This window comes from Leptothrix sp. (in: b-proteobacteria), from assembly GCF_965250675.1.
Classification (GTDB): Bacteria; Pseudomonadota; Gammaproteobacteria; order Burkholderiales; family Burkholderiaceae_C; genus Sphaerotilus.
Genome location: NZ_CBDFPH010000012.1, coordinates 173,216 through 199,067, shown reverse-complemented (window position 1 = coordinate 199,067; position 25,852 = coordinate 173,216). Strand labels below are relative to the sequence as shown.

Below are 25,852 nucleotides of genomic sequence, written 5' to 3'. Positions count from 1 at the left end.
TCGTCGGCCGCCGCCTCGGTCTGGCCCTGCCACGGGCGCTTGCTGCGGTGCGGCGACACCAGCACCCACTGGCCGGTCAGCGGATTGCGGCGGCGGTGGCTGTGGTCGGCGGGGTTGAAGGGAGTCATGTGCCGTCATTCCCGCGCAGGCGGGAATCCAGTGGGGTGGTGGCGTGCGCTGGATTCCCGCCTGCGCGGGAATGACGGAGGTGGGTGGTGCCGGTCATCACACCCGCTCCAGTCGCACGATGAACGCCGTCTCCGCATGCGCGCGCGGCATCGGCAGGCCGGCGTGGGCCAGCCAGGCGCCGTCCACCGTCAGGCCTTCGGGCGTGTTGATGGCGTCGAAGAAGGGCGCGGTGTGGTGGCGGCCCGTCGGGCGCACGGTGTTGGCGGGCAGCACCTCGCGCACGATGTAGCGCGCCGTGGCATCGAGCATCGGCAGGCGCAGCGTGGGCGCATAGCGGTGCGAGCTGGGCAGCGGGCGGTAGGCCAGCAGCACGACGTCGCGGGCCTCGGCATCGCCGTGGGCCTGCCAGACCAGGCTGTCCTCGCCTGTGCCTTGCCAGACCTGGCCGGTGTGCAGGCGGTCGCGCAGTTGCTTGTAGACGGCAATCCAGCCGGCCAGCTCGGCGGTATCGGCCTCGTTCAGGTGCCGCACGTCCAGCTCCACGCCCAGGTGACCCGGCAGCGCCACCGCCGCGCGGAAGGCCATGGCCTGCGTGCGCCCGGTGGTGTGCGACGGCGCGGTGCCCACGTGCGCGCCCATGATCTCGGGTGGGAAGAACTGCAGAAAGCCACGCTGGATGGCCACGCGCGACAGCGCATCGATGCAGTCGCTGGTCCAGACCCGGTGCGTGTGGCGCAGCACGCCGAAGTCGATGCGGCCGCCGCCGCCCGAGCAGCTTTCGATCTCGACCTGCGGGTGCGCCGCGCGCAGCCGTGCCATCAGCGCATAGGCGGCGTGGACCTGGGCGCGGTAGCCCGCCGTCCCGTTCGCGAGACCTGCGGGCGCCAGATCCCGGTTGTGGTCCCACTTCAGGTACTCGATCGGGTGGGCGGCCAGCAGCGCACTGATCTTGTCGAACAGGTAGTCCGCGGCTTCAGGCCGCGAGATGTCGAGCACCAGCTGGTTGCGCGCCGTCAGCAGCGGCCGGCCGGCCACCTGCAGCGCCCAGTCGGGGTGGGCGCGGAACAGCTCGCTGTCGGGGTTGACCATCTCGGGCTCGACCCACAGGCCAAAGCCCATGCCGAGTGCGTTGACGTGGGTGATCAGGTCGCCCAGGCCGTCGGGAAACTTGGTCGAGTCCGGCCACCAGTCGCCCAGGGCGGCGCGGTCGTGGTGGCGGCCCTGGAACCAGCCGTCGTCGAGCACGAAGCGCTCGATGCCGACCTTGGCGGCCGCATCGGCCAGCGACTTGACGGCGTCCGGGTAGACGTCGAAGTAGAAGCCCTCCCAGGTGTTGAGGTGCACCGGGCGCGGGCGCATCTGGCTGCCCGGCCAGTTCAGGCGGGCGCGCAGCTCGGCGTGGAAATTGGCGGCCACGCCGTTCAGACCGGCGGTGGAGCAGGTGGCGACCAGCTCGGGCGTGGTCAGGCTTTGCCCTGGCTGCAGCCGGCCTTCGCCGGGCGCCAGCCACTCGCCCATCTGCCATTGGTAGAGGCCGTCGTGCAGCCACTCGATGGTCTGCGCGTGGTTGCCCGACCAGGCCAGGTGCGCGCCGTAGGCCAGCCCCGCGTCGTCGGTGGTGCCGGGCGTGGTGACGACCGCGCCGGGGAAGCAGTCGTGGCTGGTGCGGCCGCGGCGGCTTTCCTTGCGCCACAGGCTGCGGGTCAGCGGGTCGGTCTGCAGCATGAACTCATGGACGTGCTGGCCGGCGTAGGAGCGCACCGCATCAGGCCTGGCCCGGCAGCATCAGCGTGCCGGCGGCGAGCCATTGCACGTCGAGGGGCGCATCGCCCGTGTTGTGCAGCACCGACTGCAGCGTGAACACATCGCTGGCGGGGTCGAGCGTGAGCGTCAGGTCCAGGCGCAGCTTCGGCGACTTCGTCATGCAGGTGCAGCACCAGGCGCCGAGCCGGGCGTCGTCCATTCGACCTCGCAGCGTGTGTAGGCCTGCGCAAAGTCCAGCCCGTCGCGGTGGGCCAGCAGCGCGCTCTGGCCGAACCAGCCGACGCCGAAGGTGGGCGCCACGGTCAGCGGCTGGTCGAAGTCGAGCATGAAGCTCGGCAGCGGGCGGCTGTCGCGCAGCGGCATTTCGGGGCCGGCGGTGTCGGGCAGGCGCGGGCCCCAGTAGCGCCACAGCGGCGCCTCGTGGGCAGGGGCTTCAAGGACGATGCTGGTCGCGCGGCCGTGCAGGGTGAGGAAGGTCATGGTCAGAGAGGAAAAAGAAGGGGCTGGGGATCAGCCCTTGCTGGCGCCGAGCGTGAGCCCGGCAATGAACTGTTTTTGCATCAGGAAAAAGATCAGCACCGGCGGCAGCGCCGCCACGATCGAGCCGGCCGACACCAGGTGCCACTGCGCCACCCACATGCCGTTGAGCGACTTCAGCCCGCCAGTGACCGGCATGGCGTGGTTGCCCTGGATCAGCACGGTGGCCCAGAAGTAGTCGTTCCAGATGATGGTGAAGATCAGCACCGACAGCGCCGCCAGCGCCGGCCGCACCAGCGGCAGCACCACGCGCCAGAAGATCTGGAACTCGTTGGCGCCTTCGATGCGCGCGGCCTCGATCAGCTCCATCGGCAGGTCGCGGATGAAGTTGCGCATGAAGAAGGTGCAGAACCCCGTCTGGAAGGCGATGTGGAACAGCACCAGGCCGGTGATGGAGTCGTAGAAGCCGAGCCGCAGCGTCAGGTCGCGCACCGGCACCATCAGGATCTGGAAGGGCACGAAGTTGCCGCCGACGAACAGGAAGAACACCAGCAGATTCGCCTTGAAGCGGTAGACGCCCAGCGCAAAACCGGCCAGGCAGCTGAGTGCCAGCGCGCCGGCCACGGTCGGCACCGTCACCAGCAGGCTGTTGAGCATGTACTGCGCCATGGGCGTGTTGTTGAACACCGAGGTGATGTTCTCGACCAGCTGCCACTCGCTCGGCCAGCCGAAGAAATTGCCCTGCGCGATGTCGCCCTGGCCGCGAATGGCCGTCAGCGCCACCGCGATGATCGGCAGCAGCCACACCACCAGCGCGACAGGCAGGCCGACGCGGTAGAGCGCGCGGACGGGGGCCGAAGCCTTCTCAATCGGGGTCGGAAACATCAGCTGTCTTTCTCTTGCCGATAGATGCGCGACAGCACGAACACGATGTAGACCAGCATGATCGCGAACAGCACGGTGGCGATCGCGGTGCCGTAGCCCATGCGGTAGCCGTACTCGCTCAGCGCCTGCTCGTACATGTAGTACGCCAGCACGCGCGAGCTGCCGTAAGGCCCGCCCGAGGTCATGATCGAGACCATGTCAAAGCTGCGCAGCGAGCCGATCACGGTCACCACCACGGCGATGAAGGTGGCCGGGCGCAGCTGCGGCAGCACCACGTGCCACAGCATCGACCAGCCCTGGGCGCCTTCCAGGCGTGCGGCCTCGATCAGGTCCGGGCGCACGTTGTTCAGGCCGGTGAGGTACAGGATCATCGTGTAGGCGATTTGCGGGTAGAGGCCGGCGGCGACGATGCCGTAGGTCACCCAGCGCTCGTCCGACAGCACCGCCACGTCCGGCACGCCCAGCATGGCCATCAACTGCGGAAACAGCCCGCTGATGGGCAGGTAGAACCAGGTGAAGATCAGCCCGATCACGCCCTGCGAGATCACGAACGGAAAGAAGAACAGCGACTTGACCGCGCGGATGCCGAACACCGTCTGGTTCAGCAGCAGCGCCAGGCCCAGGCCGGCCGGCACTGCCAGCAGGAAGCCGGCGAGCCAGATCAGGTTGTTCTTCAGCGCGGTGCGGAAGTCCGGGTCGCTGGCCAGCTCGAAGTAGTTGCCCAGGCCGATCCAGGTGGCCTCGCCCAGGCCGTCCCAGTCGTAGAAGCTGATCGCGATCGACTGGAAGATCGGCGCGATCACGTAGACCGCGAACATGGCCATGGCCGGCAGCAGGAACAGCCACGGCGCGACTTGCCGCTGATGGCGGGTCCACCAGGAAAAGGTCGGCGGCGTGGCGGGTGTGCTCATGGTCGTGTCCGGCGGTCGGTTCAGTTGATCACGCGATCACTTGTAGACGCGCTTGCGGACTTGCTCGAGGCGCTCCAGCACCTCCTTGCGCGTCTCCGGCTTGGTCATGTACTTCTGGAAGCCTTCCATGCCGGCCTTGGCCATCTCGGCGGGCGCGTCGCGGTCGTAGAACTGGCCCAGCGCGTAGGCGCTCGACAGCATCGCGAAGCCGTCCTTCAGGTAGACGTCGGTCGGCTTGGTGGCGTCCTTGTTGACCGGCAGCTGACCCAGGATGGCGTTGACCTCGCCCTGCACCTTGGCGCTGGCCGCATAGGCCAGGAAGCGCTTGGCGTCGACCTTGTTCTTGGCCTTGCTCGGGATGTGGATGGTGTCGGTCGGCGCGTCCTCGGCCATCGGCACGTTGTTGATCTTCGGGAACTGCATGAAGCCCAGCTGGTCTTCGCTGAGGCCGCCCTTCTTGAACGGGTCGACCGCGAAGTTGCCCATCAGGTACATGGCGGCCTCGCCCTTGACGAAGGCGGGCACGGCGTCCTGCCAGTCGTAGCTGCCGTGGTTGGCCAGGTAGTAGCCCGGCTTGGTCAGCTCGTCCCAGCGGTCGAACACGGCCTGCACGCGCTTGTCGGTGTAGGGCACCTTGCCGGCGGTGAGGTCCATGTGGAACTCGTAGCCGTTGACGCGCATGTTCAGGTAGTCGAACCAGCCGCCGGTGGGCCACAGCGCCTTAGTGCCGATGGCGAACGGGGTCACGCCGGCCTTCTTCAGCGTCGCGCTGGCGGCCAGCAGGCCCTTCCAGTCGCTCGGCACGGCGATGTTGTTCTTGGCGAAGATGTCCTTGCGGTAGTAGATGCCCCACTGGTAGTAGGTGTAGGGCACGCCCCACTGCTTGCCCTTCTGGGTCATCGAGGCGGCGGCGCTTTTCAGCTTGTCGTTCAGGCCTTCCTTAGCCCAGACGTCGGACACGTCCTCGAACAGGCCGGCGTTGACGAACGGCGCCATGCGGTTGCCGGCGTACCAGGTGACGATGTCCGGCGCCTCGGCCGACAGGAAGTTGCGGATCGAGGTCTTGAAGCCTTCGTGGTCGAAGGTGTTGATCTTGACCGTCACGTCCGGGTTGGCGGCCATGAAGCCCTTGGCCATCGCCTCCCAGGCGGCCTTGGGCGCCGGGTCGGAGGCGTCGGTGTTGATCACCAGCGTGCCGGCCTGCGCCGACAGCGCCATCAGCGTGGCGGCGGCCAGTGCGGTGAAGCGTGCCATGTGTTTCGGGGTCATCTTCTGTCTCCTCTTGTCGGCGTCATTCCGGCGCCACGGTTTCAGGGTCGACACCAGCGTGGGACTGGGCCGTCTGCCACAGGGCGATGCCCCGGGGCGCCAGCGTCGCCTGGCCCAGCAAGGGCACGGCGGGCGCGGATGAGGTCGACACAGGCGCAAAGTGCAGCGCCTGATCGGAGAAGTTGCACACCAGCAGCAGCGTGCCGATGCGGCTGATGCGCAGGTCGGCAGGCAGTGCGTACGTGCTCAGCCCGGCGTCGTGCGCGGCGCGCAGCAGCAGCTTGCGCCAGCCGGTCTCGGCCAGCCAGCTGGCGACGTAACGCACCGTGCCGCGCTGGGCGATGGCGACGCGGCCGTCGTCAAAGCAGGCTTCGACCTCGGCGCCGTGCAGTGCCAGGTCTTCGCGCCAGCGCTGGGCGGCGGTGGCGGTGCCGTCGTTGAAGGACACGGCCTCGACCACGCCCGGCGGCAGCGACGCCACGCGCTGGACCTGCACGCCGGTCAGTGCCGTCAGCGCGCCGGGTGCCAGTTCGGCGGGCATGGACAGCGCGCGGGTCTTGGAACCCGCGCGCGGCCCGAACACGATCTGCGCGCCCGCTGCCGCCGCACGCGTCAGCGCCGCCACCAGTGCCGCCGACGCGTGCAGTTGCACCGGCAGCACGATCAGCGCGTAGCCGTCCAGCGGCGCGGCGGGGCTGACGATGTCCACGTCCAGCCCCAGCTGCCGCAGCGCGCTGTAGACGCGGAAGTGCAGCTCGATCGCGCTGTAGTCCTCGCCCTGCGGCTGGATCTGCGCCATCCAGACGCTGTCGTAGTCGAACACCAGCGCGACGCGGTTGCGGATGCCTTGCGCCGGCAACTCCACCTGCGCGGCCAGCGCCTGCAGCTCGGCACCGACCTGTGCGGCCTCGATGCCGCCCTGATCGACGCTGCGGTCCGGCCGGTGCAGCCCGGTGTGCATCTGCTCCTGCGCGAACGGTGCCTGGCGCCAGCGGAAGTAGCTGACCACCTCGGCGCCGTGCGCGAAGGCCTGCCAGGTCCACAGCCGCACCATGCCGTCGTGCGGCGCGGGGTTCCAGCTGGCCCAGTTGACCGGGCCGGGCTGCTGCTCCATCACCCACCAGCGGCCGTGGGCGGGCGCATCCGGCCGGGTGCTGGCGCACATGCCGCGGTACAGGTCGTGGTGAAAGCTCGGAATGTCCGGGTGGCCGACGCGGGCGTAACGCGCCTTCTCATCGGCCGACAGGAAGAAGTTCTGCGTGAAGCCCAGCGGGTAGCTGTCCCAGGTGGCAATGTCCAGGTCGGCGGACACGTCGTGGTGGTTGAACTCGGTGAAGAAGCCCATGAAGTTGTGCGACACCGGCCGGCCGGGCGAGTGCTCGCGCAGGATCTCGACCTGCTCGCGGTTGAAGGCGCGCACTTCGTCGGACGCAAAGCGCTGCCAGTCCAGCCGGTGCGCCGGGTGGGCTTCGGTGACGGTGCCGACGGGTGCGTCGACCTCGTCGAAGGACCGGTATTCCATGCTCCAGAACACCGTGCCCCAGGCGCGGTTGAGCGCGTCGACCGTGCCGTAGCGCTGCGTCAGCCAGCGGCGGAAGCCGGCATGGGCTGCGGCCGAGTAGCTCAGCACCGTGTCGTGGCAGCCGTACTCGTTGTCGGTCTGCCAGGCCTGCACGGCGGGATGCTGGCCGTAGTGCTCGGCCACCGCGCGGCTGATGCGGCGCGACTCGGCCCGGTAGCCCGCGTGCGAAAAGCAGTAATGCCGCCGCGAGCCAAAGCCGCGCGGCTGGCCCCGGGCGTCCACCGCCAGCAGGTCCGGCATCGCGTCGACCAGCCACTTGGGCGGCGTGGCGGTGGGGGTGCACATCACCACCTTCAGGCCGTGGGCGTGCAGGGTGTCGATGGCCTGATCGAGCCAGGTCCAGTCGAACTGGCCAGGCGACGGCTCGATGCGGCTCCAGGCGAACTCCGCAATCCGCACCCAGGTGATGCCCATGGCGCGCATGCGCTGCGCATCGTCAGCCCACCATTCGCTGGGCCAGTGTTCGGGGTAGTAGCAGACGCCGAGTTGCATGGGCTGGCCCTTGAAGGTCAAGCCGCCTGCGGCAGCAACAGGTCGGTGTCGGGAATCAGCCGCTCCAGCGCGTGGCCTTGGTCGTCGAACAGGTGGATGGCGCTGGCGGGCAGGGTCAGGGCGATGCGGTGGCCGGCCACGGCGTGGGCGTGGCCGGGGGCCTTGGTGATGAGGGCGTCGCCGCCGGTGGCCAGGCTGTGTTCGCCGTCGCCGGCGTCCAAGTAGAGGTAGGTCGACTCGCCCAGGCGTTCCTGCCACTGCACCGGGCGGACGATGTACTGGTCGGCCGTGCCCAGCTCGGTGTGCTCGGGGCGGATGCCCAATGTGACGGAGGCGCCGGGTTGCAGGCGGCGGGCGTCGACGGCCGCTTGCAGCACCTCGCCGCTGTTCAGGCGCACGGTGGCCTGGCTGGGCGTGGCGGCCTGCAGCGTGCCGCGCAGGAAGTTCATCTTGGGCGAGCCGATGAAGCCGGCCACGAACAGGTTGCGCGGGCGGTGGTACAGCTCCAGCGGGCTGCCGCATTGCGCCACGCTGCCTTCGCGTGCCACGGCGTCGCCGGTGTTGAGCAGCAGGATGCGGTCGGCCAGCGTCATAGCCTCGACCTGGTCGTGCGTGACGTAGACGGTGCTCGCGCGGCCGAAGTCGCGGTGCAGCTTGGCGATCTCGAAGCGGGTCTGCACGCGCAGCGCGGCGTCGAGGTTGGAGAGCGGCTCGTCGAACAGGAACACGCCGGGTTCGCGCACGATGGCGCGGCCGATGGCGACGCGCTGGCGCTGGCCGCCCGACAGGGCCTTGGGCTTGCGGTCGAGCAGGTGGTCGAGCTGCAGCACCTTGGCGGCGGCGTTGACCTTCTCGGCAATGATCTTCTTGTCGACCTTGGCCAGGCCCAGGCCGAAGGCCATGTTCTCGTAGACCGACATGTGCGGGAACAGCGCATAGGTCTGGAACACCATGGCCACGCCTCGGTGCGCGGGCGGTACGTCGTTCATGCGCTGGCCGCCGATCTGCAGCTCGCCGCCGGTGATGTCTTCCAGCCCGGCAATCATGCGCAGCAGCGTGCTCTTGCCGCAGCCCGAGGGGCCGACGAAGACGCAGAACTCGCCTTGCGCGATGTGCAGGTTGACATCGCGGATCACGGGCGCCATGTCGCCGTAGGACTTGAAGACGGATTTCAGTTCGATGTTGGCCATGGGCGCCCCGTTGCGGGTCTGCTGATGAAGAGGACTGGGTTTCAGCGATTGTGCTGCTAATAATATTAGCGATAATTCGTGAAAACCCTAGGCCAGCTTCGGCAGGCGCGCGACGTGTCGGCGCAGGGGCAGGCCGTACCTGCCCGCAGGCTCAGCGGCGGCGCACGGTCTCGCGCTCGACCAGCGGGCCGTCGATCTTGATGAGCTGGCGGCGGCTGCCGCGCTGCTCTGGCGACAGTTCGGCCTCGGCCAGCAGGGCCTCGACGGCGGCACGGCCCATCTCGTAGTTGGGCAGCACCATGGTGGTCAGCGGCGGGTGGGTGTGGCGCGAGATTTCCTGGTCGTCGTAGCCGAGCACGGACACGTCCTCGGGGACCTTCTTGCCGAGCTGCGCCAGCGCTTCGAGCGCGCCCAGCGCCATCAGGTCGTTGGCGCAGAAGATCGCCGTGGGCGGGCGCGGCAGCGCCATCAGCGCCAGCGTGGCGTCGAAGCCGCCGCCGCTCATCCAGTCGCCATCGCGCACCAGCGCGGCATCGAACGGCAGGTCGGCGGTGGCCAGTGCGCGGCGGTAGCCCTTGAGGCGGTCCTTGGCCGCTTCCATCCACGGCTCGCCGTTGATGAAGCCGATGCGCGTGTGGCCGGCGCCGATCAGGTGGTCGGTGCCGGTGTGGCCGCCGGCCACTTCGCCTGGCACGAGGGTGGGGCGCTTGGCGCTGTCGTCGTGGCAGTTCAGCAGCACGACGGGCAGGTCGTGTGAGTCCCGCAACACGGGCGGCAAGGTGACGGCACGGGTGAAGATGGTCGAGTAGATGATGCCCAGCAGCTGCGGGTGCGCCCGCAGCGCGGCGATGGCGGCGGCCTCCTGCTCTGGGTTGCTGCGCGTGACCATGACCGACAGCAGGCAGTCGTGCTCCCAGGCGGCGTCGCGTGCGCCGTCGACGCTGACCACCGGATGCGGGCTGGTCGAAATCTCGTCGACCAGGTAGCCGATCAGGTTGCGGGGCAGGCCACCGGGTTGAGGTGCTAGAGGGTTTTGCAAGCTCTGCAACGCGCGGGCCGGCGGCGCGGGCGCTTCACGGCGCGGCAGGCGGTAGCCCAGCTCGACGGCCAGGCTCAGCACCTTGGCGCGGGTGGCATCGGTGAGGCGGGCGCCGCTCATGTTGTTGAGCACCATCGACACGGTGGATTGCGAGACACCGGCGGCCTTGGCCACATCGGTCATCGTGGGTCGGCGCGCGGGCGGGGTGGCGGGTTTGCGAGGGCTCACGGCGTCAGGAACTTCAAGGTTGGGCCCGGACATACGGGGGATTTGGATCATAGCGAGCGGTCATGCCCTGCAAATGGAGCGCCGATGAGGGGAAGCCCGAAGGCCGGCCTGATCTTGTCAGGTGAATGATTTGCAAATATCAGTGAAAACACTGAGATGTTTTTGCAATCGATTGCGAATAATATTTGCAACGCGGCAGGCATGGCTTCTTCGGTGGTGCCGCTGCTCCTTTCACGCTCCCTCCTGTCCGACTTCAAGGCCTGCCGATGTCTTCTGCTGTTGATGCCACTGCTGCTGCCCGTCCTCCGCGTCTGCAGCGGACGTTGCGCAATGTGCGCCAGGCCTTCGGACCGCTGCGCCGCCGCGAGTCCCTGACCGGGTTGCTGCTGGTGCTGCCGGCGCTGATCGGCTTCGTGCTGTTCTATGCGATGCCGACGCTGCGGGCGCTGGAGATCAGCTTCACCGACTGGAACCTGCTGAGCGACCCGAAGCCGGTCGGCTGGGCCAACTACGCCAGGATGATCGAGGACGGCAAGTTCTGGCACGGCATGAAGCTGTCGCTCTACTACGTGATCTTCAACATCCCGCTGCAGGTCGTGCTCGGCCTGTTCCTGGCGGTGGCGATGGACCGGCTGACGCGCTCGTTGTTCGTCAAGTCGGTGGTGCTGCTGCCTTACCTGCTGTCGAACGTGCTGGTGGCGCTGATGTGGGTCTGGCTGCTCGACCCGCTGCTGGGCGGCGTCAACCACCTGATCACCTTTCTCGGCATGAGCCGGCATCCGTTCTTCGCCAGCCCCGACGAGGCGCTGATCACGGTCGCCGCGGTCAACATCTGGCGCCACATGGGCCTGGTCGCACTGCTGTTCCTGGCCGGTCTGCAGGGCATTCCGCGCTACCTGTACGAGGCGGCATCGCTCGAAGGTGCCAACGAGTGGCAGATGTTCCGCCGCATCACGCTGCCGCTGCTGCGCCCGGTGATGGTGTTCGTGCTGGTGACCAGCGTGACGGGTTCGTTCCAGATCTTCGACACCGTGGCGGTGGCCACCAACGGCGGGCCGCTGGAGTCGACCCGGGTGATCGTGCACTACATCGTCCAGAACGCCTTCGGCTTCTACAAGATGGGCTACGCCTCGGCGATGTCGCTGACGCTGGGGCTGGTGATGGTGGCCTACACCATCGTGCAGATGCGCATCATGCGTTCCAACGAGAACGACCTGGCTTGAGCAGGCTCAGCGCCTGAGCCACGTCGCCTTCCCCCGCACCCACTGCCCGCAGGAATCCGCCATGTCCGCCTCCCTTCCCACCGCCGTCGTGCCCAGCGCCTCGGTACGCGCACGCCGCGTTTCTTCCTCGCGCCTGCTGGCCTGGGCCATCCTCGGCCTGATGCTGTTCATCACGGTGGCGCCGCTGTGGCTGGTGCTCAAGACCGCGCTTACGCCGTCCGCCGACCTGTTCACGCAGAGCGCGCGGCTGATGCCGGATCACCCGACGCTGGCGCACTTCCAGCGCGTGCTGGGGCTGCTGAGCCCCGAGCAGGCGATGGCGCACGGCGGCTCGGGTGCCGAGATCAACTTCATGCGCGCGCTGGGCAACTCGCTGGTGTTCACCGTCATCGTCGTGGCTTGCCAGGTGCTGACCAGCGCAATGGCCGCCTACGCCTTCGCCCGCCTGCGCTTCCCCGGCCGCGATCTGATGTTCGGGCTGTTTGTTGCGTCGATGATGATTCCGGGCGTCGTCACCTTCATCCCCAACTTCATCCTGGTCAAGGACCTGGGGCTGCTCAACACCGTGGCTGGCATGGTCGCGCCGTTCTGCCTGTTCTCGGCCTTCGGCATCTTCTTCCTGCGCCAGTTCTTCATGTCGGTGCCGCGCGACCTGGAAGAGGCTGCGATGCTCGAAGGCGCCTCGCCGCTGCGCATCTTCTGGACCGTGGTGCTGCCGCTGGCGGCCACGCCGATCGCGACCATCGCGATCCTGCAGGGCATCAACATGTGGAACGAGTTCTTCTGGCCCTTCCTGGTCGCCAAGGACGAGGAGATGCAGGTGCTGACCGTGGCGCTGCAGAGCTTCAAGTCGCAGACCCCGCAAGGCCAACCCGACTGGACCGGCCTGATGGCCGCCACCGCGCTGACCATCCTGCCGACGCTGGCGCTGTTGATCGCTTTCGGCCGCAAGGTGGTCGAGTCGGTGCAGTTCAGCGGCAGCAAGTGATTCCTGTTTGTTCGACCCGCTGCAGCGATGCAGCACCCCAAGCGCATCGCGCGCGTTTCACCCCGTAGAGGAGACATCCATGACCATCCGCCGCCACATCCTGTCCGCCGCCGCGCTGCTTGCCGCCACCGGTGCCGCCCAGGCCGTCGACATCAAGTACGTGCTGTGGGACTCGGGCCAGCGTCCGGCCTACCAGCAGTGCGCCAGCGACTTCGAGAAGAGCAACCCGGACATCAAGATCAAGATCAGCCAGCAGGGCTGGGACGACTACTGGACCGGCATCTCGACCGGCTTCATCTCCGGCACCGCGCCCGATGTGTTCACCAACCACCTGGCCAAGTACCCCGAGTTCGCCAAGAACAACCAGCTGGTCGATCTGGCGCCGCTGGTCAAGCGCGACGGCGTCAAGACCGACGCCTACTCCAACGGCCTCTACGACATCTGGGGCCGTGACGGCAAGCAGTACGGCCTGCCCAAGGACTGGGACACCATCGCCTTCATCGTCAACATGGATGTGGCCAAGAAGGCCGGCGTGACCCTGGCCGACCTGAACAACATGAGCTGGAACCCGAAGGACGGCGGTTCGTTCGAGCAGGTGGTCAAGAAGCTGACCCTCGACGCCAACGGCAACAACGCCGCCAGCCCCAAGTTCGACAAGACCAAGGTCGTGACCTACGGCTACCAGAACCCCGGCTCGGGCGGCATGATGGGCCAGACCGAGTGGAGCCACTTCGCGGTCTCCAACGGCTTCAAGTTCCAGGACAAGCCCTGGGACGGCAAGTTCTACTACGACGACGCCAAGCTGGCCGAGACCATCCAGTACATCGCCGGCCTGCCGGGCAAGGGCGTGTCGGCCACGCCCGATGACGTCAGCAAGCTCGGCTCGGGCGGCATGTTCATGGCCGGCAAGGCCGCGATCATTCCGGAAGGCTCGTGGATGATCAACCACTTCGCCAGCAACACCAAGTTCAACTACGCCTGGGTGCCGCTGCCCAAGGGCCCGAGCGGCGCGCGCGCCACCATGTTCAACGGCCTGGCCGACTCGATCTGGGTCGGCAGCAAGAACAAGGAGCAGGCCTGGAAGTGGGTCAAGTACCTGGGCTCCGAGGCCTGCCAGAGCGTGGTCGCCAAGGCGGGCGTGGTGTTCCCGGCCGTCAAGGGCCTGCCCGACACGGTGACCGCCGTGCACAAGGCCAAGGGCATCGATGACTCGGCCTTCCTCGAGATGGCCAAGGGCAAGACCTTCCTGGCGCCGATTGCCGACAACGGCTCCGAGGTCAACGAGCTGATGGCCAACGCCATCGACTCGGTGCTGCGCGGCAAGACCCAGGCCGTACCGGCGCTCAAGGACGCCAACGGCAAGGTCAACGCGCTGTTCAAGTAAGCCTGTCTCCGCAGTGCCAGCGACTGGAGTTTTCGCTGGCGTGCTGTTTGGCGCCGGGGTGCAAACCCCGGCGCTTTTTTCCAAGACGATCCACGCCTGCCGCTCATGAATACCATCGCCACACCGCGTCGCCTCAAGATCACCCTGATTGGAGCCGGCAGCACCGTCTTCACCCGCAACCTGCTGGGCGACATCCTGTCCTACCCCGAGTTGGCCGGCGCCGAGATTGCGCTGCACGACATCGACGCGCACCGCCTGGGCCTGTCCGAGAAGGTGGCGCACCGCATCGCCGACGCCGTGGGCGCCAAGCCGGTGATCACCGCCACCACCGACCGCCGCCGCGCGCTCGACGGCGCGCGCTTCGTGCTCAACACCATCCAGGTCGGCGGCTACAAGCCGGCCACGGTGACCGATTTCGAGATCCCGAAGAAGTTCGGCCTGGAGCAGACCATTGGTGACACGCTGGGCATTGGCGGCATCATGCGCGGCCTGCGCACGGTGCCGGTCATGCTCGACATGCTGCGTGACATGGAAGAGGTCTGCGCCGACGGCGCCCAGCACCTCAACTACGTCAACCCGATGGCCATGATCACCTGGGCGCTGAACCGGGCGGCCAACGAATCGAAGGTGCGGCGCATTCCCACCGTCGGCCTGTGCCACAGCGTGCAGCACACCGCGCAGGAGCTGGCCAACGATCTGGGGATTCCGGTCGGCGAGATCGACTACCACTGCGCCGGCATCAACCACATGTCGTTCTACCTGCGCTTCGAGCATCAGGGTGTGGACCTGTACCCGCGCCTGCGCGATATCCAGCGCGAGGGCGCCATGCCCGCCTGGAACCGCGTGCGCTACGAGATGTTGCGCCAGCTGGGCCATTTCCCGACCGAGTCGAGCGAGCACTTCGCCGAGTACGTGCCATGGTTCATCAAGCAGGGCCGCGCGGAGCTGCTGCAGAAATTCAACATTCCGCTCGACGAGTACCCCGGCCGCTGTCAGGTGTTTGAGCACGCCTGGCCCTACATCGAGCGCGAGCTGGAAGCACCCGGCTCGCAGGACCCCGGCGCGCTGCTGGCGCAGCTGCAGAACGCCGGCATCCACGTCATGCCGCGCTCGATCGACGAGGCGCCGCACATGCTCGAAGGTCTGCGCAGCGTCACGCGCAGCGTCGAGTACGGCAGCTCGATCATCCATTCGGTCGTGACCGGCACGCCGCGCGTCATCAACGGCAATGTGCTCAACGACGGATTGATCACCAACCTGCCGCAGGGCTGCGCGGTGGAGGTGCCTTGCCTGGTCAACCACAACGGCGTGCAGCCCACGCGCGTGGGCCAGTTGCCGGTGCAACTGGCGGCGCTGATGCGCACCAACGTCAACGTGCAGGAATTGGTGGTGGAGGCCGTGATGGCGCAAAACCGTGAGCATGTCTATCACGCCGCCATGCTCGACCCGCACACGGCGGCCACGCTGGACCTGGAGCAGATCCGGTCCATGGTCGACGAGCTGCTGGCCGCGCACCGGCCCTTCCTGCCCGAGTACCTACAGGGCTGAGGGGGTGCTTCGGGCTGCGTGGGTGTGCAGGCTGTCGTGCCTGTGAACCCGGTTGCGCCCGAGCTTCTTGGCGGCGTACATGGCCGCATCGGCGTGGCCCAGCAGCGTGCTGGGCTGCGCGCCGTGGTCCGGGAACAGTGCCACGCCCACGCTGGCTGATACCTGGGCCAGGCGCTGCTCTCCCAGCTCGATGGGCTTGTTCACGGCCAAGATCACCCGCTGCAGCACCGGGTCGCATTCGTCGGCGTGTTCCAGGTGCGTCAGCAGCAGCACGAATTCGTCACCACCCAGGCGGCAGACGGTGTCGTTGGCGCGCACCGAGCGGCGCAGCCGGCGCGCCACTTCCTTGAGCAGCACGTCGCCCGCGGCGTGACCGTGCGCGTCGTTGACGGGCTTGAAGTCGTCGAGGTCGAGATAGCACACCGCCACCACCCGCTGGCGGCGCTCGGCCAGCGCCAGCGCCTGGGTCAGGCGATCTGCCAGCAGCAGGCGGTTGGGCAGGCCGGTCAGGCTGTCGTGGAAGGCGATGTGCTCGATCTGCTGCTGGTAGTGCTTGAGCGCGGTGATGTCGGTCAGCAGCCAGAGCGACTCGTTGTTCTCGGCCGAGAGCTGCACACCGTTGACGTCGATCCAGAGCGTCTCGCCGCTCTTGCGCACCATGGGCAGCTGCGCCCGGTAGCGTTTGCCCTGCTGCAGGGTCTGATAAGCCTCCGCGCCGACCGCGCGGTAGGCCTCCTCGCTGGGATAGAGCCGGCGGGCGGACTGGCCGAGCAGCTCATCGGCCTCGTAGCCGAAGATGCGGTCGATCGCCGGGTTCTTCCACGCCACCACCCGATGGCGCAGTCTGACGATGCCGACCAGGTCGTTGTTGAGCATGGCCTGCTGCTCGCTGGCGAGCTGGCGGCGTTCGGTGATGTCGCGCCCGACCGACTGGATCTCCAGCAGCCGACCCTGTTCGTCAAACGTGGCCCGGTTGACGAACTGCGCCCAGCGCACCTCGCCACCCGCCGTGATGATGCGGTTCTCGATCGTGACCACGGGCTGTTCGGGCGACAGCCGGGCCAGCTGGGTGTCGACGGCGGCCTGATCGTCGGGCCAGACCACCGGGTGCCAGTGCTGGTCGACCAGTTCGGCGCTGGTCTTGCCGAACAGCCGGCAGTAGGCGGCGTTGACGTAGACCACGGTGCCATCGGCCCGGAAGCGGCAGATCACGTCGGTCTGGTCTTCCAGGATGGTCTGGTAGCGCTGCTCGCTCGATTGCAGCGCCGACAGCGTCGAGCGCAGATCGACGGCGGTGAGCCGCAGCTGGTTCACGATGGCACCCACCAGCTGGGCCGACAGCACGTAGGCCACCACCGACAGCGCCAGATGCTGGCTGGACTCCACCGACGTGGCCGAGGCGCTGAAGATGAAGTAGCCGCTCAAGGTCAGCGTGCTGAGCACGGTCATCAACTGGCCGGGGCCGAGGCCGCCCAGATAGAAAACCACCACGGTGGCGGGCAGAAAGGTCAGGTAGGCCCAGCTCGATTCGGCCGGCAGCCAGGCCAGCCGCACCGCCAGCGCAGCCAGAAAAATGAGCAGCGCCAGCGCGTACCGTTGCAGCGGTGACCAGCGGATATGCAGGGAATGAGGTTGATGCACCCGGCAAATGCTAGCGGCATTTTCGGGCTGCCTTGCTTGCGCTCAACCCTGAGTCAGCATGGCCCTGCGGTGTGATTCACGCACCACGCCCGCACCTGATCGGCCGGCAGCGCCCGGCCCCAGAGGTGGCCCTGCGCGGTGTGGCAGCCCAGCTCGCGCAGCCAGGCGACGGTGGCGGCGCTGCTCACGCCCTTGGCGACCACCTCGGCGCCCAGCCCCTGCGCCAGCGTCACCACCGAGCGCAGGATGGCGCTGTTGCGATGCTCGCGCTCCAGGTCGATGAGCGAGTGCATCGTCGCGTTGCCCGGCGCGAGCGCCTGCACGTCGACCTTGAGTTCGGCCAGCGTGCCCAGTTCGGCCAGCGTCAGGTAGGAGCCCAGGCCGCTGCCGAAATCGTCGATCGACAGGCGCACGCCCAGGTGCGCCAGCTCGGCCAGCACACCCAGAGCCAGCGTGCCGGGCTGGGCCAGGGCGGCGGCGGGCAACTCCAGCACCAGCGCGCTGGCAGGCCAGGCGTAGCGGTTGAGCGCCAGCGCCACCCGCGCCGGAAAGTCCCGGTCTTCCAGCACCTGGGCCGACAGGTGCAGCGACAGCGCCGGCACCAGATCCTGCTCGCGCCACGGGCTGGCCTGGGCGAGCGCCATCTCCAGCAACTGGTCGGTCAGGGCGCCGATCAGCGCGTGGTGTTCGGCCACCGGAATGAACACTGCCGGTGAGATGTGGCCCAGCGCCGGCGTGTACCAGCGCGCCAGCGCGGCCAGCCGGCGCAGCTGCGGGCGCGGTGCCGGATCGCCCGGCGTGCCTTGCAGCGTCATGACGGGCTGGTAGGCGAGGGTGAGTTCGTGGCGCTCGATCGCATCGGCCAGCAGCGGCGCCAGCGCGTCGTCGCCCGGCAGCAGCGCGCCCGCGCTGTCACTGGCCGTGCTGATCCAGCCGGTGCGGCCGGTGCGCTGCAGGCGGGCGTCGTAGACCGCCACGCCGTCGCGGCTGAGCTGGGCCTGCTCCATCGCGCCGTGGGCGTGCAGCAGCATGCTGCGGGCGTCGGTGCCGTGCTGCGGGCACAGCGCCACGCCCACGGCCAGCACCGGCTGCAGCAGCCGGCCGTCCAGGCTGACGGGCTTGGAGAGTTCCTGCGCAATCTTGTGCGCCATCGCCAGCGAGCCGCCCACCGAGTTGTTGCCCAGCAGCAGCGCGGCAAAGCTGTGGCCGCCGATGCGCGCATAGCTGTCCGAGCGCCGGCCGACCTCGCCCAGCCGCTGGCCCATGATCGCCAGCAGGCTGGTGATGGCGCCTTCGCTGAGGGTGTCGCGCTCGGTGGCCGACAGCTCCACGCCGATCATCAGCGTCGCGAACGACACGCCGCCGCGCAGCACGGCGGCGGCGGCCTGTTCGAGCCGGTCGAGAAACAGCTCGCGGCTGGGCAGGCCGGTCTGGCGTTCGCTCAGGCCCAGGCGCTGCAGCCGCACTTCCGATTCGGCCAGCGCGGCCTCCAGCTCATGCCGGCGCAATGCCCGCACCAGCGAGGTGTTGAGGCGCTCGAACGGCAGTGTCGACGGCCGGCTGCCGGCGCGGTGCGCGATGTCGGCGTCGCTGCTGCCCGGCCCCAGCAGCAGCGCCAGCGGGTGGCCTGCGCTCTGGGCGTGCAGCGTGGCGTGCAGGGCATCCTGCAAGTCGGCCTCGAACTGGTGCACGTCGGGCAGGTCGATCAGCGCGTCGGGGGCGGTGTCGACAAACGGTGTGGGCCGGGCGTGCTCGCGCAGCAGTTCGGCCACGTCGTGGCCATTGAGCCCTTCCAGGCTGCGCAGGTCCAGGCCGGGCCGGCCCAGAACCGCTTCGGCACGGGCGCCTTCCTCATCCAGGATCACGATGCGCATTGTTTTCATGGTCGGTGTCTCCGTTCGCAGTCGGGCTTGAAGAGCCTGCCTGCTATTGCCGAACCAAAAAGACTAGCACCTGACGTGCCGCCCGGCGCCCATGGACCGGCTTCAATGCGGCTGGTATTGATCCAGCTTGACCTGAACAGCAATAAAACGGCTAGACCCGTGCATCCAGCTTGAAGACCGACACCACCTGACCCAGGCGCTGCGCCTGCAGGCCCAGGCTCAGCGAGGCGGCGGCCGACTGCTCCACCAGCGCGGCATTGCCCTGCGTCATTTCGTTGAACTGCTCGATCTCGGCGTGCACCATGGCCACGCCTTGCGACTGGTCGGCGGTGGACTGGGTGATGTCGTCCATGGTCTGCTGCACGCGGTGCACGGCCTCGACGAGGTGGCTGATGGCGTCGCCCGCCTGCTGCACCAGTTGCGCGCCGTTGTCGGCCTGTTCCAGGCTGTCGTTGATGAGCTGCTTGATCTCGCGTGCCGCCAGGGCGCTGCGCTGTGCCAGGGCCCGCACCTCGCTGGCGACCACTGCGAAGCCGCGGCCCTGCTCGCCGGCGCGGGCCGCTTCGATGGCCGCATTGAGCGCCAGGATGTTGGTCTGGAAGGCGATGCCGTCGATCACGCCGACGATGTCGCCGATCTTCTGCGCGCTGGTCTGGATGCGGTTCATGTTGACCACCACATGGCCCATGGCCTGGCCGCCCTGCGTGGCCACTTGTGCAGCCCCCGTGGCCAGGTCGCTGGCCTGGCGGGAAGCGCTGGCAGTGTGCGCCACCGACTCGGTCAGCTCCGCCAGGCTGTTGGTGGTTTCCTGCAGGCAGGCCATGGCCACTTCGGTGCGGTTCGACAGGTCCTGGTTGCCACTGGCGAAGTCACCACAGGCGTCGTGGATGTGTCGGGCGGCGTCCTGCACCACGACGGCGGCGTCGAACATGCGCGCCAGCGCCTCCTGCAGCGCCTGCGTGCGCGGGTAGTAGGTCGGCACGGAGGCGATGTCGGGCGTCTGGCCATCGTTGCGGTTGATCTCGTGCGTGAGGCGGCCCAACTCGGTCGATTCATGGAAGCGCCTGCCGGTGACGACGGCCAGCACCACCTCCAGGCCGCTCTGGATTACCACATACAGCGCGTGCAGCAGGACGCGCGGGAAGCTGGCCTCGGTGATGCAGAACACTGGCAGGCCGGCGGCCTGCAGGCGGTCGAACACGACGTGGTGCACCGCGAACAGCGCCGCCGAGAACACGATCGGCCGCCAGTCCAGATACACCAGCAGCAGCGCCAGCGTGACGAACACGCCGAAGTGAAACTCGACCATGCCGCGCGAGAGCTGAATGTGCAGCGCCACCAGCGCGCTCTGCGCCAGCGTCAGCACCAGGCGGGAGCCGAGCGTGCCGCGTGCCAGGCCATAAGCGGCCACCGCCAACCCCAGCAGCAGGGCCGACACGCCCAGCGCCACGCCGCGCTCCACGAACTGCCAGCCCAGCACCCCGGCGGCCATCGCCGAAATCATGACCGCTGCCAGCATCACCCGGTCACCCAGCAAGGCCTGCTGTCGCTCATCGGCGGCGTGGCAGGTGATGGGTTTGAGTGAAGAGAGGCGCGCAGGCGCACGGGTGGCCGTCATGAAAATTCCCTTGAGATGGTTGTCGCTGGCGTGGTCAAAGGCGTCCTTGACAGACGCACTTGGCGCTCGCCCATGAGCTCGATCGGTTCGTTATCGACCCGATTTAAGAGAAATCAATTTTCAATTCATGACAAAAGCACGCCGCGCAGTCCGTGCAGCGCGGTAGACAAAGTCCGGGCCTGCGCCAGATCGGCCGGCTGCGCCCGCGCCAGCAGCAGCTGGCACAGCGTCTCGGCGGCGCGCAGGCTGGCGCTGGCGTCGGCGGCGGTGCAGGCCGCTTGCAGGCAGGTGATGGCGCGGTCGAATGCCTGCTCTTGCGCATAGGCCAGCCCGAAGGCTTCCTGCACCACGCCCATCGCGCCCCAGGCGGCGCCGTAGCGGTCCTGCAGTTGGCCGATGAGCGCCCGCCGTGCCTCGGTCGGGCCGCCGTTGTGCAGGCTCTCGACGATCAGCGCCTCCAGCTGCAGGATCAGCGCCGGTGCCGAGGCGATACCGCTGATGTCGGTGCTGCGCGGCACGTTCGGCACGCCGTCCGCATCGCCCGGCTGGACGATGTAGACCCAGTTCGGGTCGCCGTAGCACTGGTAGGCCGCCCAGGTGTTGCCGCCGGGCTCGGCCTGCCAGGCGGCCAGCCGGCCGGCGCTCACGGCCTCGATGAAGCGCTGGCCGTCCAGCAGTGCGCCATAGAAGCCTTCGGCAAACGCCAGCGCCGCCGCGTCGCCCACCGCCCAGCCGCAGGCGACCACGCAGCGCACGCCGTTGCCGATCAGCTGGCGCGCCACGTTGGCGGCAAACGCCGGCCGCTGCTCGCCCAGGGCGCTGCGGCGGGTGAACAGGCCGCTGCTGTCTTCGTGCGCCAGGTGGCAGCAGTTGACGAACACCAGCTCCGGCACGGTGCGCAGCGCCAGGATCTCGCGCGGGCCGAGCAGCGCGTCGCCCGACAGCACCACGCCGCCGCCCTGGTCGTCAAACAGCCCGTGTCCTGCCACGTGGATGACGCGCCACTCGGCCGCCAGCAGGGTGTTGACGATGGGCAGCGCGTCCTCGTTGATCAGCTCGGTGACGCTGGCCTGGCGCTCGCGCAGCAGCGCGGCCACCTGCAGGGCCTCGGCGCGGGCGCCGGGCAGCGGCGGCAGGTCGCTGCGGTCGCAGCGCGGCTCGCCCACCACCAGCACGCCGGCGTCGCGCCGCGCGCTCACGGGCTGGCTGCGGAATTGCGCGGTGCGCAGCTTGCGCAGCAGCTGGCAGCGGATCGCCCACGGGCGCGGGTCGATGTCCGGCCCGCTGGCGCTGTCTTCGCCGCCCGGCGCGCGTTCCGGCGGCGCGAGCAGCTCCCACGGAATGGCGGCGGTGGCCTCGTCCAACTCCAGCAGCAATTGGCCGCTGCCAGTCAGGAAGGGCTCCAGTTCGGCCGGCACCAGCAGCTGGAACAGGCTGGCGCCCACTGGCAGGTTGGCGTGGCCGTCTTGCGCAGCCTGGGCGATCAGCTGCCGCACCAGCGGGCCTTGCGTGGCCTGGGCGCGCAACTCCGTGCGGGCGCGGCGGGTGTCGAGGGTGTAGATGATGCTCGATTCCGTGCCCTGCGCTGCCCCCTGCACTGCGGTGACGTAGTCGTAGCCGGTGGCGCGGTAGCCGGCGTCCAGCGGTCGCCGCAGTGGCCCGCTGCCGCTGCGGATGTAGGGCGCCAGCTTCAGCCGCGTGCGCCCGCCATGCTGCAGCACGGCCAGGGCGCGCCAGGCGTCGGTGGCGCGGTCCAGGTAGAGCTCGATCAGCTGCAGCTGGCTCACCCCCGGCCAGCCGACCGCCGCCAGCCGCTCATTGGCCAGCAGCACGCCCTGCACGATCGCCTGGGCCGACAGCCCGGGCGACACGCCCGTGCCGCCGCTGCCCAGCAGCGTGGCGGCCAGGGTGAAACCGTGCACCTCCTGCGAGGTGCTTTGCTGCTGCTCCCAGGCCTTCTGCGCCTGGCCGATCACCGCCAGCCGCACGGTCTCGGTCAGCTGGGGCGAGCCGAGGCTGCCTTCCTCGCCCAGCCCGGCGATCAGCAGTGACGGCACCTGATCGCCCGCAGCGGCGGGATTCGGATGGGCAAAGATGCGGTGGCGGCCGACCGCCTCGGGGTAGATGCCGGTGAGCAGCGCGGCGCTCAGGGTGCCGCCCAGCAACTGGTCCATCACCGCTTCGGTGCTGCTCAGGCGCAGGCCACGGTAGTGGCCCATCAGCAGCACGCAGCCGGCGGCGCGCAGGTTGCCGTTGACGATTTCCACTTCCAGCACCGCAGCTTCAGACTCGGGCAGCGCACGGGTTTGGGCGGGGGTTTGCAGCAGGTGCCAGGCCTGTGTGGTGCGGGCGACGGGCACGCCGCGGGTGCCGCTGCTGTCTTGCCCGGCCCACGATTGCGCTCCGATGGCGCGGAACTGCGCCGGGTTGTCCAGCGTCAGGCCGTCGAGCACGTGGCGGGCGGTGCGCGGGTTGGCGAAGTAGTCGAAGTGGCTGGCGTCGGGCGCCTCGTCGCGGGCGTAGCGGGCGCGGTCGGCGGCACGCGGGCCGCCGCCGAACATGGCGGCGGTGTGCACGACCAGATCGTTGTCCTGCCAGTAGAGCGCGTCGGCCATCAGCATCTTGACCCAGCCGAGCAGGCTGCTGCCGCCGGTCAGGTCGCCGGCCACCACGCGCAGGTCGCCGGGCAGGGGCGCAGTCCTGGAGGATGTCGGGTTGAGCCAGCGCACCAGCGGACCGTCGGGCAGCATGGCCTCCAGGCCGGGGATCTCGGCCGGATCGGTGCGGCGCTGGGCCACGGCGGCCAGGAAATCGACCATCTGCGGCAGCACCGGCACGTGCGCCAGTTGCAGCGCCCACTGCAGCACCGACAGGTAGGCGTCTACCCGCCGCGAGGCCAGCAGCGTGCCGCGCGCCGGGCAGGCCACGCGCAGCACGCGCTCGACGCGGAGCTGGCGCTGCGCCAGCTCGGTGGCCAGCGCCAGCAGGTCGGCGCGGTGCGCGGTGTAGCGGTGTTCGCCCTGGTCGGCAAAGCAGCCCAGGTCGTCGGGCGTGAGTTGCGGCTGCGCGGCGACGCGCGCCAGCACCTCGGCCACCAGCCCGCCGCGCGAATGCGTCAGCAGGTGCACGCGGGCCTGTGCCGGCAGGCTGCGCGCCAGCGCCAGCGCGTTGGCAATCGGGCTGACGCCCAGCGTCGGGTGGTCGAGCGCGTAGACCCGGCCGCCGTAGAACCGGAACAGCGCCTGCACGTGGTCGGCGTGCTGTTCCCACAGCTTGCCGAAGGTGCCCGGCGTGTCGGAGAAGGTGCCGTGCAGCAGCACCAGCAGCGGGCCGCCGTCGGGCGCGGCGTCGGCCACCGGCGTCCTGGTGGCGTGGTCCTTGAGCGGCGCCAGCCCGCTGGCCTGCAGCCGGTAGAGGCCGGCGTCGACCTGGCCATCGAAGCGCTGCAGCACCTTGGCTTCGGCCCAGTCGATGGCGCTGTCCTTGATGGCGCCCAGGCCCGTGACATTGCTGATGATCTCTATCGCCTTGAGCGCGATGGTCTTGAGCCCGCCCCGGTGTGCGCCGCCCGCCCAGCCGAGCGTGGCCGGCACGGTGAGGGTGTCCGATCCGCGTCGCGCACCGGCCTTGACCGGCGCCACGCCGGCCTGGGCCCGCAGCAGGTCGCGTGCGGTTTCGGGGTGCAGCACCAGCACGGGGCCGGCGCTGCCTGCGGCGTCACCGGCCAGGTGCAACACCACCACGTCCAGGCCGATTTCTGCCTGCAGCTTCTGCAGGGTGGGCGCTGTGCCGCCTCGCGTGGTGGTCCCGGCTGGGGCGGACGCCAGCGTGGCGGCGGCTTTGAGCCGGCCGCTGGGCAGCGTTTGCAGTCCCTCCGGCCGCGCGCCCCGGCTCAGGCGCGAATAGCCACCGGGCAGTGCATCGCCCGGGACGAGAAAGGTGATGTGGCGGGTCATGTCATCTCTCCTCAGACGCTGAAGGGCTTCTGCTTCAGGAAGCTGCCCGCCGCGCCCAGCACGAACAGGTTGGGGCTCTGGCTGGCGGGCATGCCGGCACGGATGCGGGCGTGGAACTGCGCATAGGTGCCGCTGAAGCTGCCGCTGTTCCAGACGCGCAGCAGTCGCTCGGTGAAGGCGCCGTTGCGGTCGCCGTCCATCGAGGTCTGGTTGTCCTGGCAGCCCGAGATCAGGATTGCCGCTGCGCCGAACTGCTGCGCAATCGCCGGCAGGCGGGGGCTGGTGCTGGTCAGCGCCAGGCCGGCCAGCGCGGCATCGGGGTCGATCACCGTGCCGGCGGCGCGGCGGACGTCATCCTGCAACTGGTCGTAGAAGGCCTGGTGCGCGCGGTAGGTGCGCAGCGCAATGGCCGGCGGCATCAGGCGCGGGCGCGGGCCGGTGGCGTCCAGCACGGGCAGGGCTGCGCGCGTGACGCTGCCGCTGTGGCAGCTGTCCGACAGCACCAGGATGCGCACGCCGGCGGCAAAGCGGCTCAGCTCCAGGTACAGCTCGTCGTCGATCAGCTGGCCGTTGTAGAGGCACCAGGTCTCGTCCTGGCGGTCGGGTTCGTCGCCGTTGGTGTCGGGCACCTGGCCGCCGTGGCCGGAGTAGCTCAGGAAGAACAGGTCACCGCCACGCAGCGCCTTGGCCGCCGCACGCAAGGCCGCCAGCACCTTGGCGCGGGTGGCCTTTGCCGTCAGCATCACGGTGGATTTCATGCCCTGGCTGGCGGCGAGGGCAGCCATGTCGTGGGCGTCGAACTCGCAGGCGGCCAGCGGGCCGTCCCAGCCGCCGTAATGCCTGGCGCTGACGGCGTTCAGGCCGATGTGCAGCGACCGCGCCTGGGGTGGGCGTGCGGCGGGGGCGACTGTTGTGCTTGTCGTGACTTTGCGGCTGACCATGGCGCGTTCCTCTCGGCGGGTGTCTGCAGGAAACCGGATTTGCATTTTTTCCGGAAACTGCAGTCTGAGCCGGGTCGGCGCAACTGGCACGCAAGGTTTTGCGCTGGGTGGGCTGGGGCGCGTGAAAATTCACGCGTCCCAGCGCCGAAGGCGCTGGGGTTCAGCGGCTGCGGCGCACCCGCAGGATCTCGTCGAGGATCATGCCGATGGCGCCGGCGGTGATGGCGCTGTCGGCCACGTTGAAGGCCGGGAAGTAGCCGCCGGGAAACAGCACGGCCAGAAAATCCCAGTGGAACTGCACGAAGTCGACCACGTAGCCGTGCCAGAGCCGGTCGATGACGTTGCCGATGGCACCGCCCAGCAGCATGGCCATCGCAAACGCGAACAGCTTCTGCTGGCCGTGGTTCTTGAGCATCCAGATGAAGAAGCCCGAGGCCACGAAGCCCAGCCCGACGAAGAACCAGCGTTGCCAGCCGTCCGCCTGGGCCAGGAAGCTGAACGCCGCGCCGGTGTTGTGCACCCGCACGATGTTGAAGTAGCTGGTGATCTGCACGCCGTCGCCGTAGGCGAAGCGGCCCAGGATCAGCACCTTGGTGAGCTGATCGAGCAGGATCACCAGCAGCGCCAGCGCCAGCCAGCGCCCGAGCATCGGATTGCTCACCTTGCCGGCGACGGGTTTGCGTTGTGCCGAGGGTTGTGCCATG

The 25,852-nt window shown here is 68.8% G+C and carries 19 protein-coding genes and 1 pseudogene; 4 read left to right on the top strand and 16 right to left on the bottom strand.

The window, feature by feature from the left end:
* The 10 genes and pseudogenes from AC5IG3_RS18430 to AC5IG3_RS18385 form a co-directional block, all read right to left on the bottom strand.
* A pseudogene (locus tag AC5IG3_RS18430) lies at nt 1-128 on the bottom strand (galactose-1-phosphate uridylyltransferase); the annotation flags it as partial.
* A gap of 97 nt (nt 129-225) precedes the next feature.
* Entirely contained in the window at nt 226-1,890 is a 1,665-nt protein-coding gene (locus AC5IG3_RS18425; protein ID WP_491907747.1) for an alpha-galactosidase, read from the bottom strand.
* Between the two features lie 4 nt (nt 1,891-1,894).
* Nucleotides 1,895-2,053 (bottom strand): glycoside hydrolase family 36 N-terminal domain-containing protein, encoded by a 159-nt coding sequence (locus AC5IG3_RS18420; protein WP_491907746.1) that lies wholly within the window; start codon nt 2,051-2,053, stop codon nt 1,895-1,897.
* Nucleotides 2,050-2,373 (bottom strand): hypothetical protein, encoded by a 324-nt coding sequence (locus AC5IG3_RS18415; RefSeq protein ID WP_491907745.1) that lies wholly within the window; start codon nt 2,371-2,373, stop codon nt 2,050-2,052. The genes AC5IG3_RS18420 and AC5IG3_RS18415 overlap by 4 nt, the downstream gene beginning before the upstream one ends.
* A gap of 30 nt (nt 2,374-2,403) precedes the next feature.
* The gene (locus AC5IG3_RS18410) at nt 2,404-3,255 is read right to left on the bottom strand and encodes a carbohydrate ABC transporter permease (protein ID WP_491907744.1); all 852 of its coding nucleotides are present in this window, start codon (nt 3,253-3,255) and stop codon (nt 2,404-2,406) included.
* The gene (locus tag AC5IG3_RS18405) at nt 3,255-4,166 is read right to left on the bottom strand and encodes a carbohydrate ABC transporter permease (protein WP_491907743.1); all 912 of its coding nucleotides are present in this window, start codon (nt 4,164-4,166) and stop codon (nt 3,255-3,257) included. The genes AC5IG3_RS18410 and AC5IG3_RS18405 overlap by 1 nt, the downstream gene beginning before the upstream one ends.
* Before the next feature lie 36 nt (nt 4,167-4,202).
* Nucleotides 4,203-5,435, bottom strand: coding sequence for an ABC transporter substrate-binding protein (locus AC5IG3_RS18400; RefSeq protein ID WP_491907742.1), 1,233 nt, complete (start codon nt 5,433-5,435; stop codon nt 4,203-4,205).
* Between the two features lie 22 nt (nt 5,436-5,457).
* Nucleotides 5,458-7,509: a beta-galactosidase gene (locus AC5IG3_RS18395; RefSeq protein WP_491907741.1), complete on the bottom strand. Its 2,052-nt coding sequence runs from the start codon at nt 7,507-7,509 to the stop codon at nt 5,458-5,460.
* Between the two features lie 17 nt (nt 7,510-7,526).
* On the bottom strand, nt 7,527-8,699 hold the full coding sequence (locus AC5IG3_RS18390; protein ID WP_491907740.1) for an ABC transporter ATP-binding protein: 1,173 nt from the start codon (nt 8,697-8,699) through the stop codon (nt 7,527-7,529).
* A gap of 151 nt (nt 8,700-8,850) precedes the next feature.
* Nucleotides 8,851-9,921, bottom strand: a complete 1,071-nt coding sequence (locus AC5IG3_RS18385; protein ID WP_491907756.1) for a LacI family DNA-binding transcriptional regulator — start codon at nt 9,919-9,921, stop codon at nt 8,851-8,853.
* Nucleotides 9,922-10,232: 311 nt separating this feature from the next.
* Between AC5IG3_RS18385 and AC5IG3_RS18380 the strand changes: the two genes are divergently transcribed.
* From AC5IG3_RS18380 to AC5IG3_RS18365, 4 genes are all read left to right on the top strand, one after another.
* The gene (locus tag AC5IG3_RS18380; protein ID WP_491907739.1) at nt 10,233-11,189 is read left to right on the top strand and encodes a carbohydrate ABC transporter permease; all 957 of its coding nucleotides are present in this window, start codon (nt 10,233-10,235) and stop codon (nt 11,187-11,189) included.
* A gap of 61 nt (nt 11,190-11,250) precedes the next feature.
* On the top strand, nt 11,251-12,177 hold the full coding sequence (locus AC5IG3_RS18375) for a carbohydrate ABC transporter permease (RefSeq protein ID WP_491907738.1): 927 nt from the start codon (nt 11,251-11,253) through the stop codon (nt 12,175-12,177).
* Between the two features lie 79 nt (nt 12,178-12,256).
* Nucleotides 12,257-13,561: an ABC transporter substrate-binding protein gene (locus AC5IG3_RS18370; RefSeq protein ID WP_491907737.1), complete on the top strand. Its 1,305-nt coding sequence runs from the start codon at nt 12,257-12,259 to the stop codon at nt 13,559-13,561.
* A 105-nt stretch (nt 13,562-13,666) separates the two neighbouring features.
* Complete coding sequence (locus AC5IG3_RS18365) at nt 13,667-15,109, top strand: alpha-glucosidase/alpha-galactosidase (protein ID WP_491907736.1); 1,443 nt, start codon at nt 13,667-13,669, stop codon at nt 15,107-15,109.
* Here the strand turns inward: AC5IG3_RS18365 and AC5IG3_RS18360 are convergent.
* The 6 genes from AC5IG3_RS18360 to lspA form a co-directional block, all read right to left on the bottom strand.
* The gene (locus AC5IG3_RS18360; RefSeq protein WP_491907735.1) at nt 15,098-16,750 is read right to left on the bottom strand and encodes a diguanylate cyclase domain-containing protein; all 1,653 of its coding nucleotides are present in this window, start codon (nt 16,748-16,750) and stop codon (nt 15,098-15,100) included. The genes AC5IG3_RS18365 and AC5IG3_RS18360 overlap by 12 nt on opposite strands.
* Before the next feature lie 53 nt (nt 16,751-16,803).
* Nucleotides 16,804-18,633: an EAL domain-containing protein gene (locus tag AC5IG3_RS18355; protein ID WP_491907734.1), complete on the bottom strand. Its 1,830-nt coding sequence runs from the start codon at nt 18,631-18,633 to the stop codon at nt 16,804-16,806.
* A 151-nt stretch (nt 18,634-18,784) separates the two neighbouring features.
* Nucleotides 18,785-20,251, bottom strand: a complete 1,467-nt coding sequence (locus AC5IG3_RS18350) for a methyl-accepting chemotaxis protein (protein ID WP_491907733.1) — start codon at nt 20,249-20,251, stop codon at nt 18,785-18,787.
* A 125-nt stretch (nt 20,252-20,376) separates the two neighbouring features.
* Nucleotides 20,377-24,207, bottom strand: coding sequence for a CHAT domain-containing protein (locus AC5IG3_RS18345; protein WP_491907732.1), 3,831 nt, complete (start codon nt 24,205-24,207; stop codon nt 20,377-20,379).
* 11 nt (nt 24,208-24,218) lie between these two features.
* Nucleotides 24,219-25,148 carry a caspase family protein gene (locus tag AC5IG3_RS18340; protein ID WP_491907731.1) on the bottom strand — a complete coding sequence of 310 codons (930 nt, stop codon included), beginning with the start codon at nt 25,146-25,148 and terminating at the stop codon, nt 24,219-24,221.
* A 160-nt stretch (nt 25,149-25,308) separates the two neighbouring features.
* Complete coding sequence (gene lspA / locus AC5IG3_RS18335; protein WP_491907755.1) at nt 25,309-25,797, bottom strand: signal peptidase II; 489 nt, start codon at nt 25,795-25,797, stop codon at nt 25,309-25,311.
* Between the last annotated feature and the right edge of the window lie 55 nt (nt 25,798-25,852).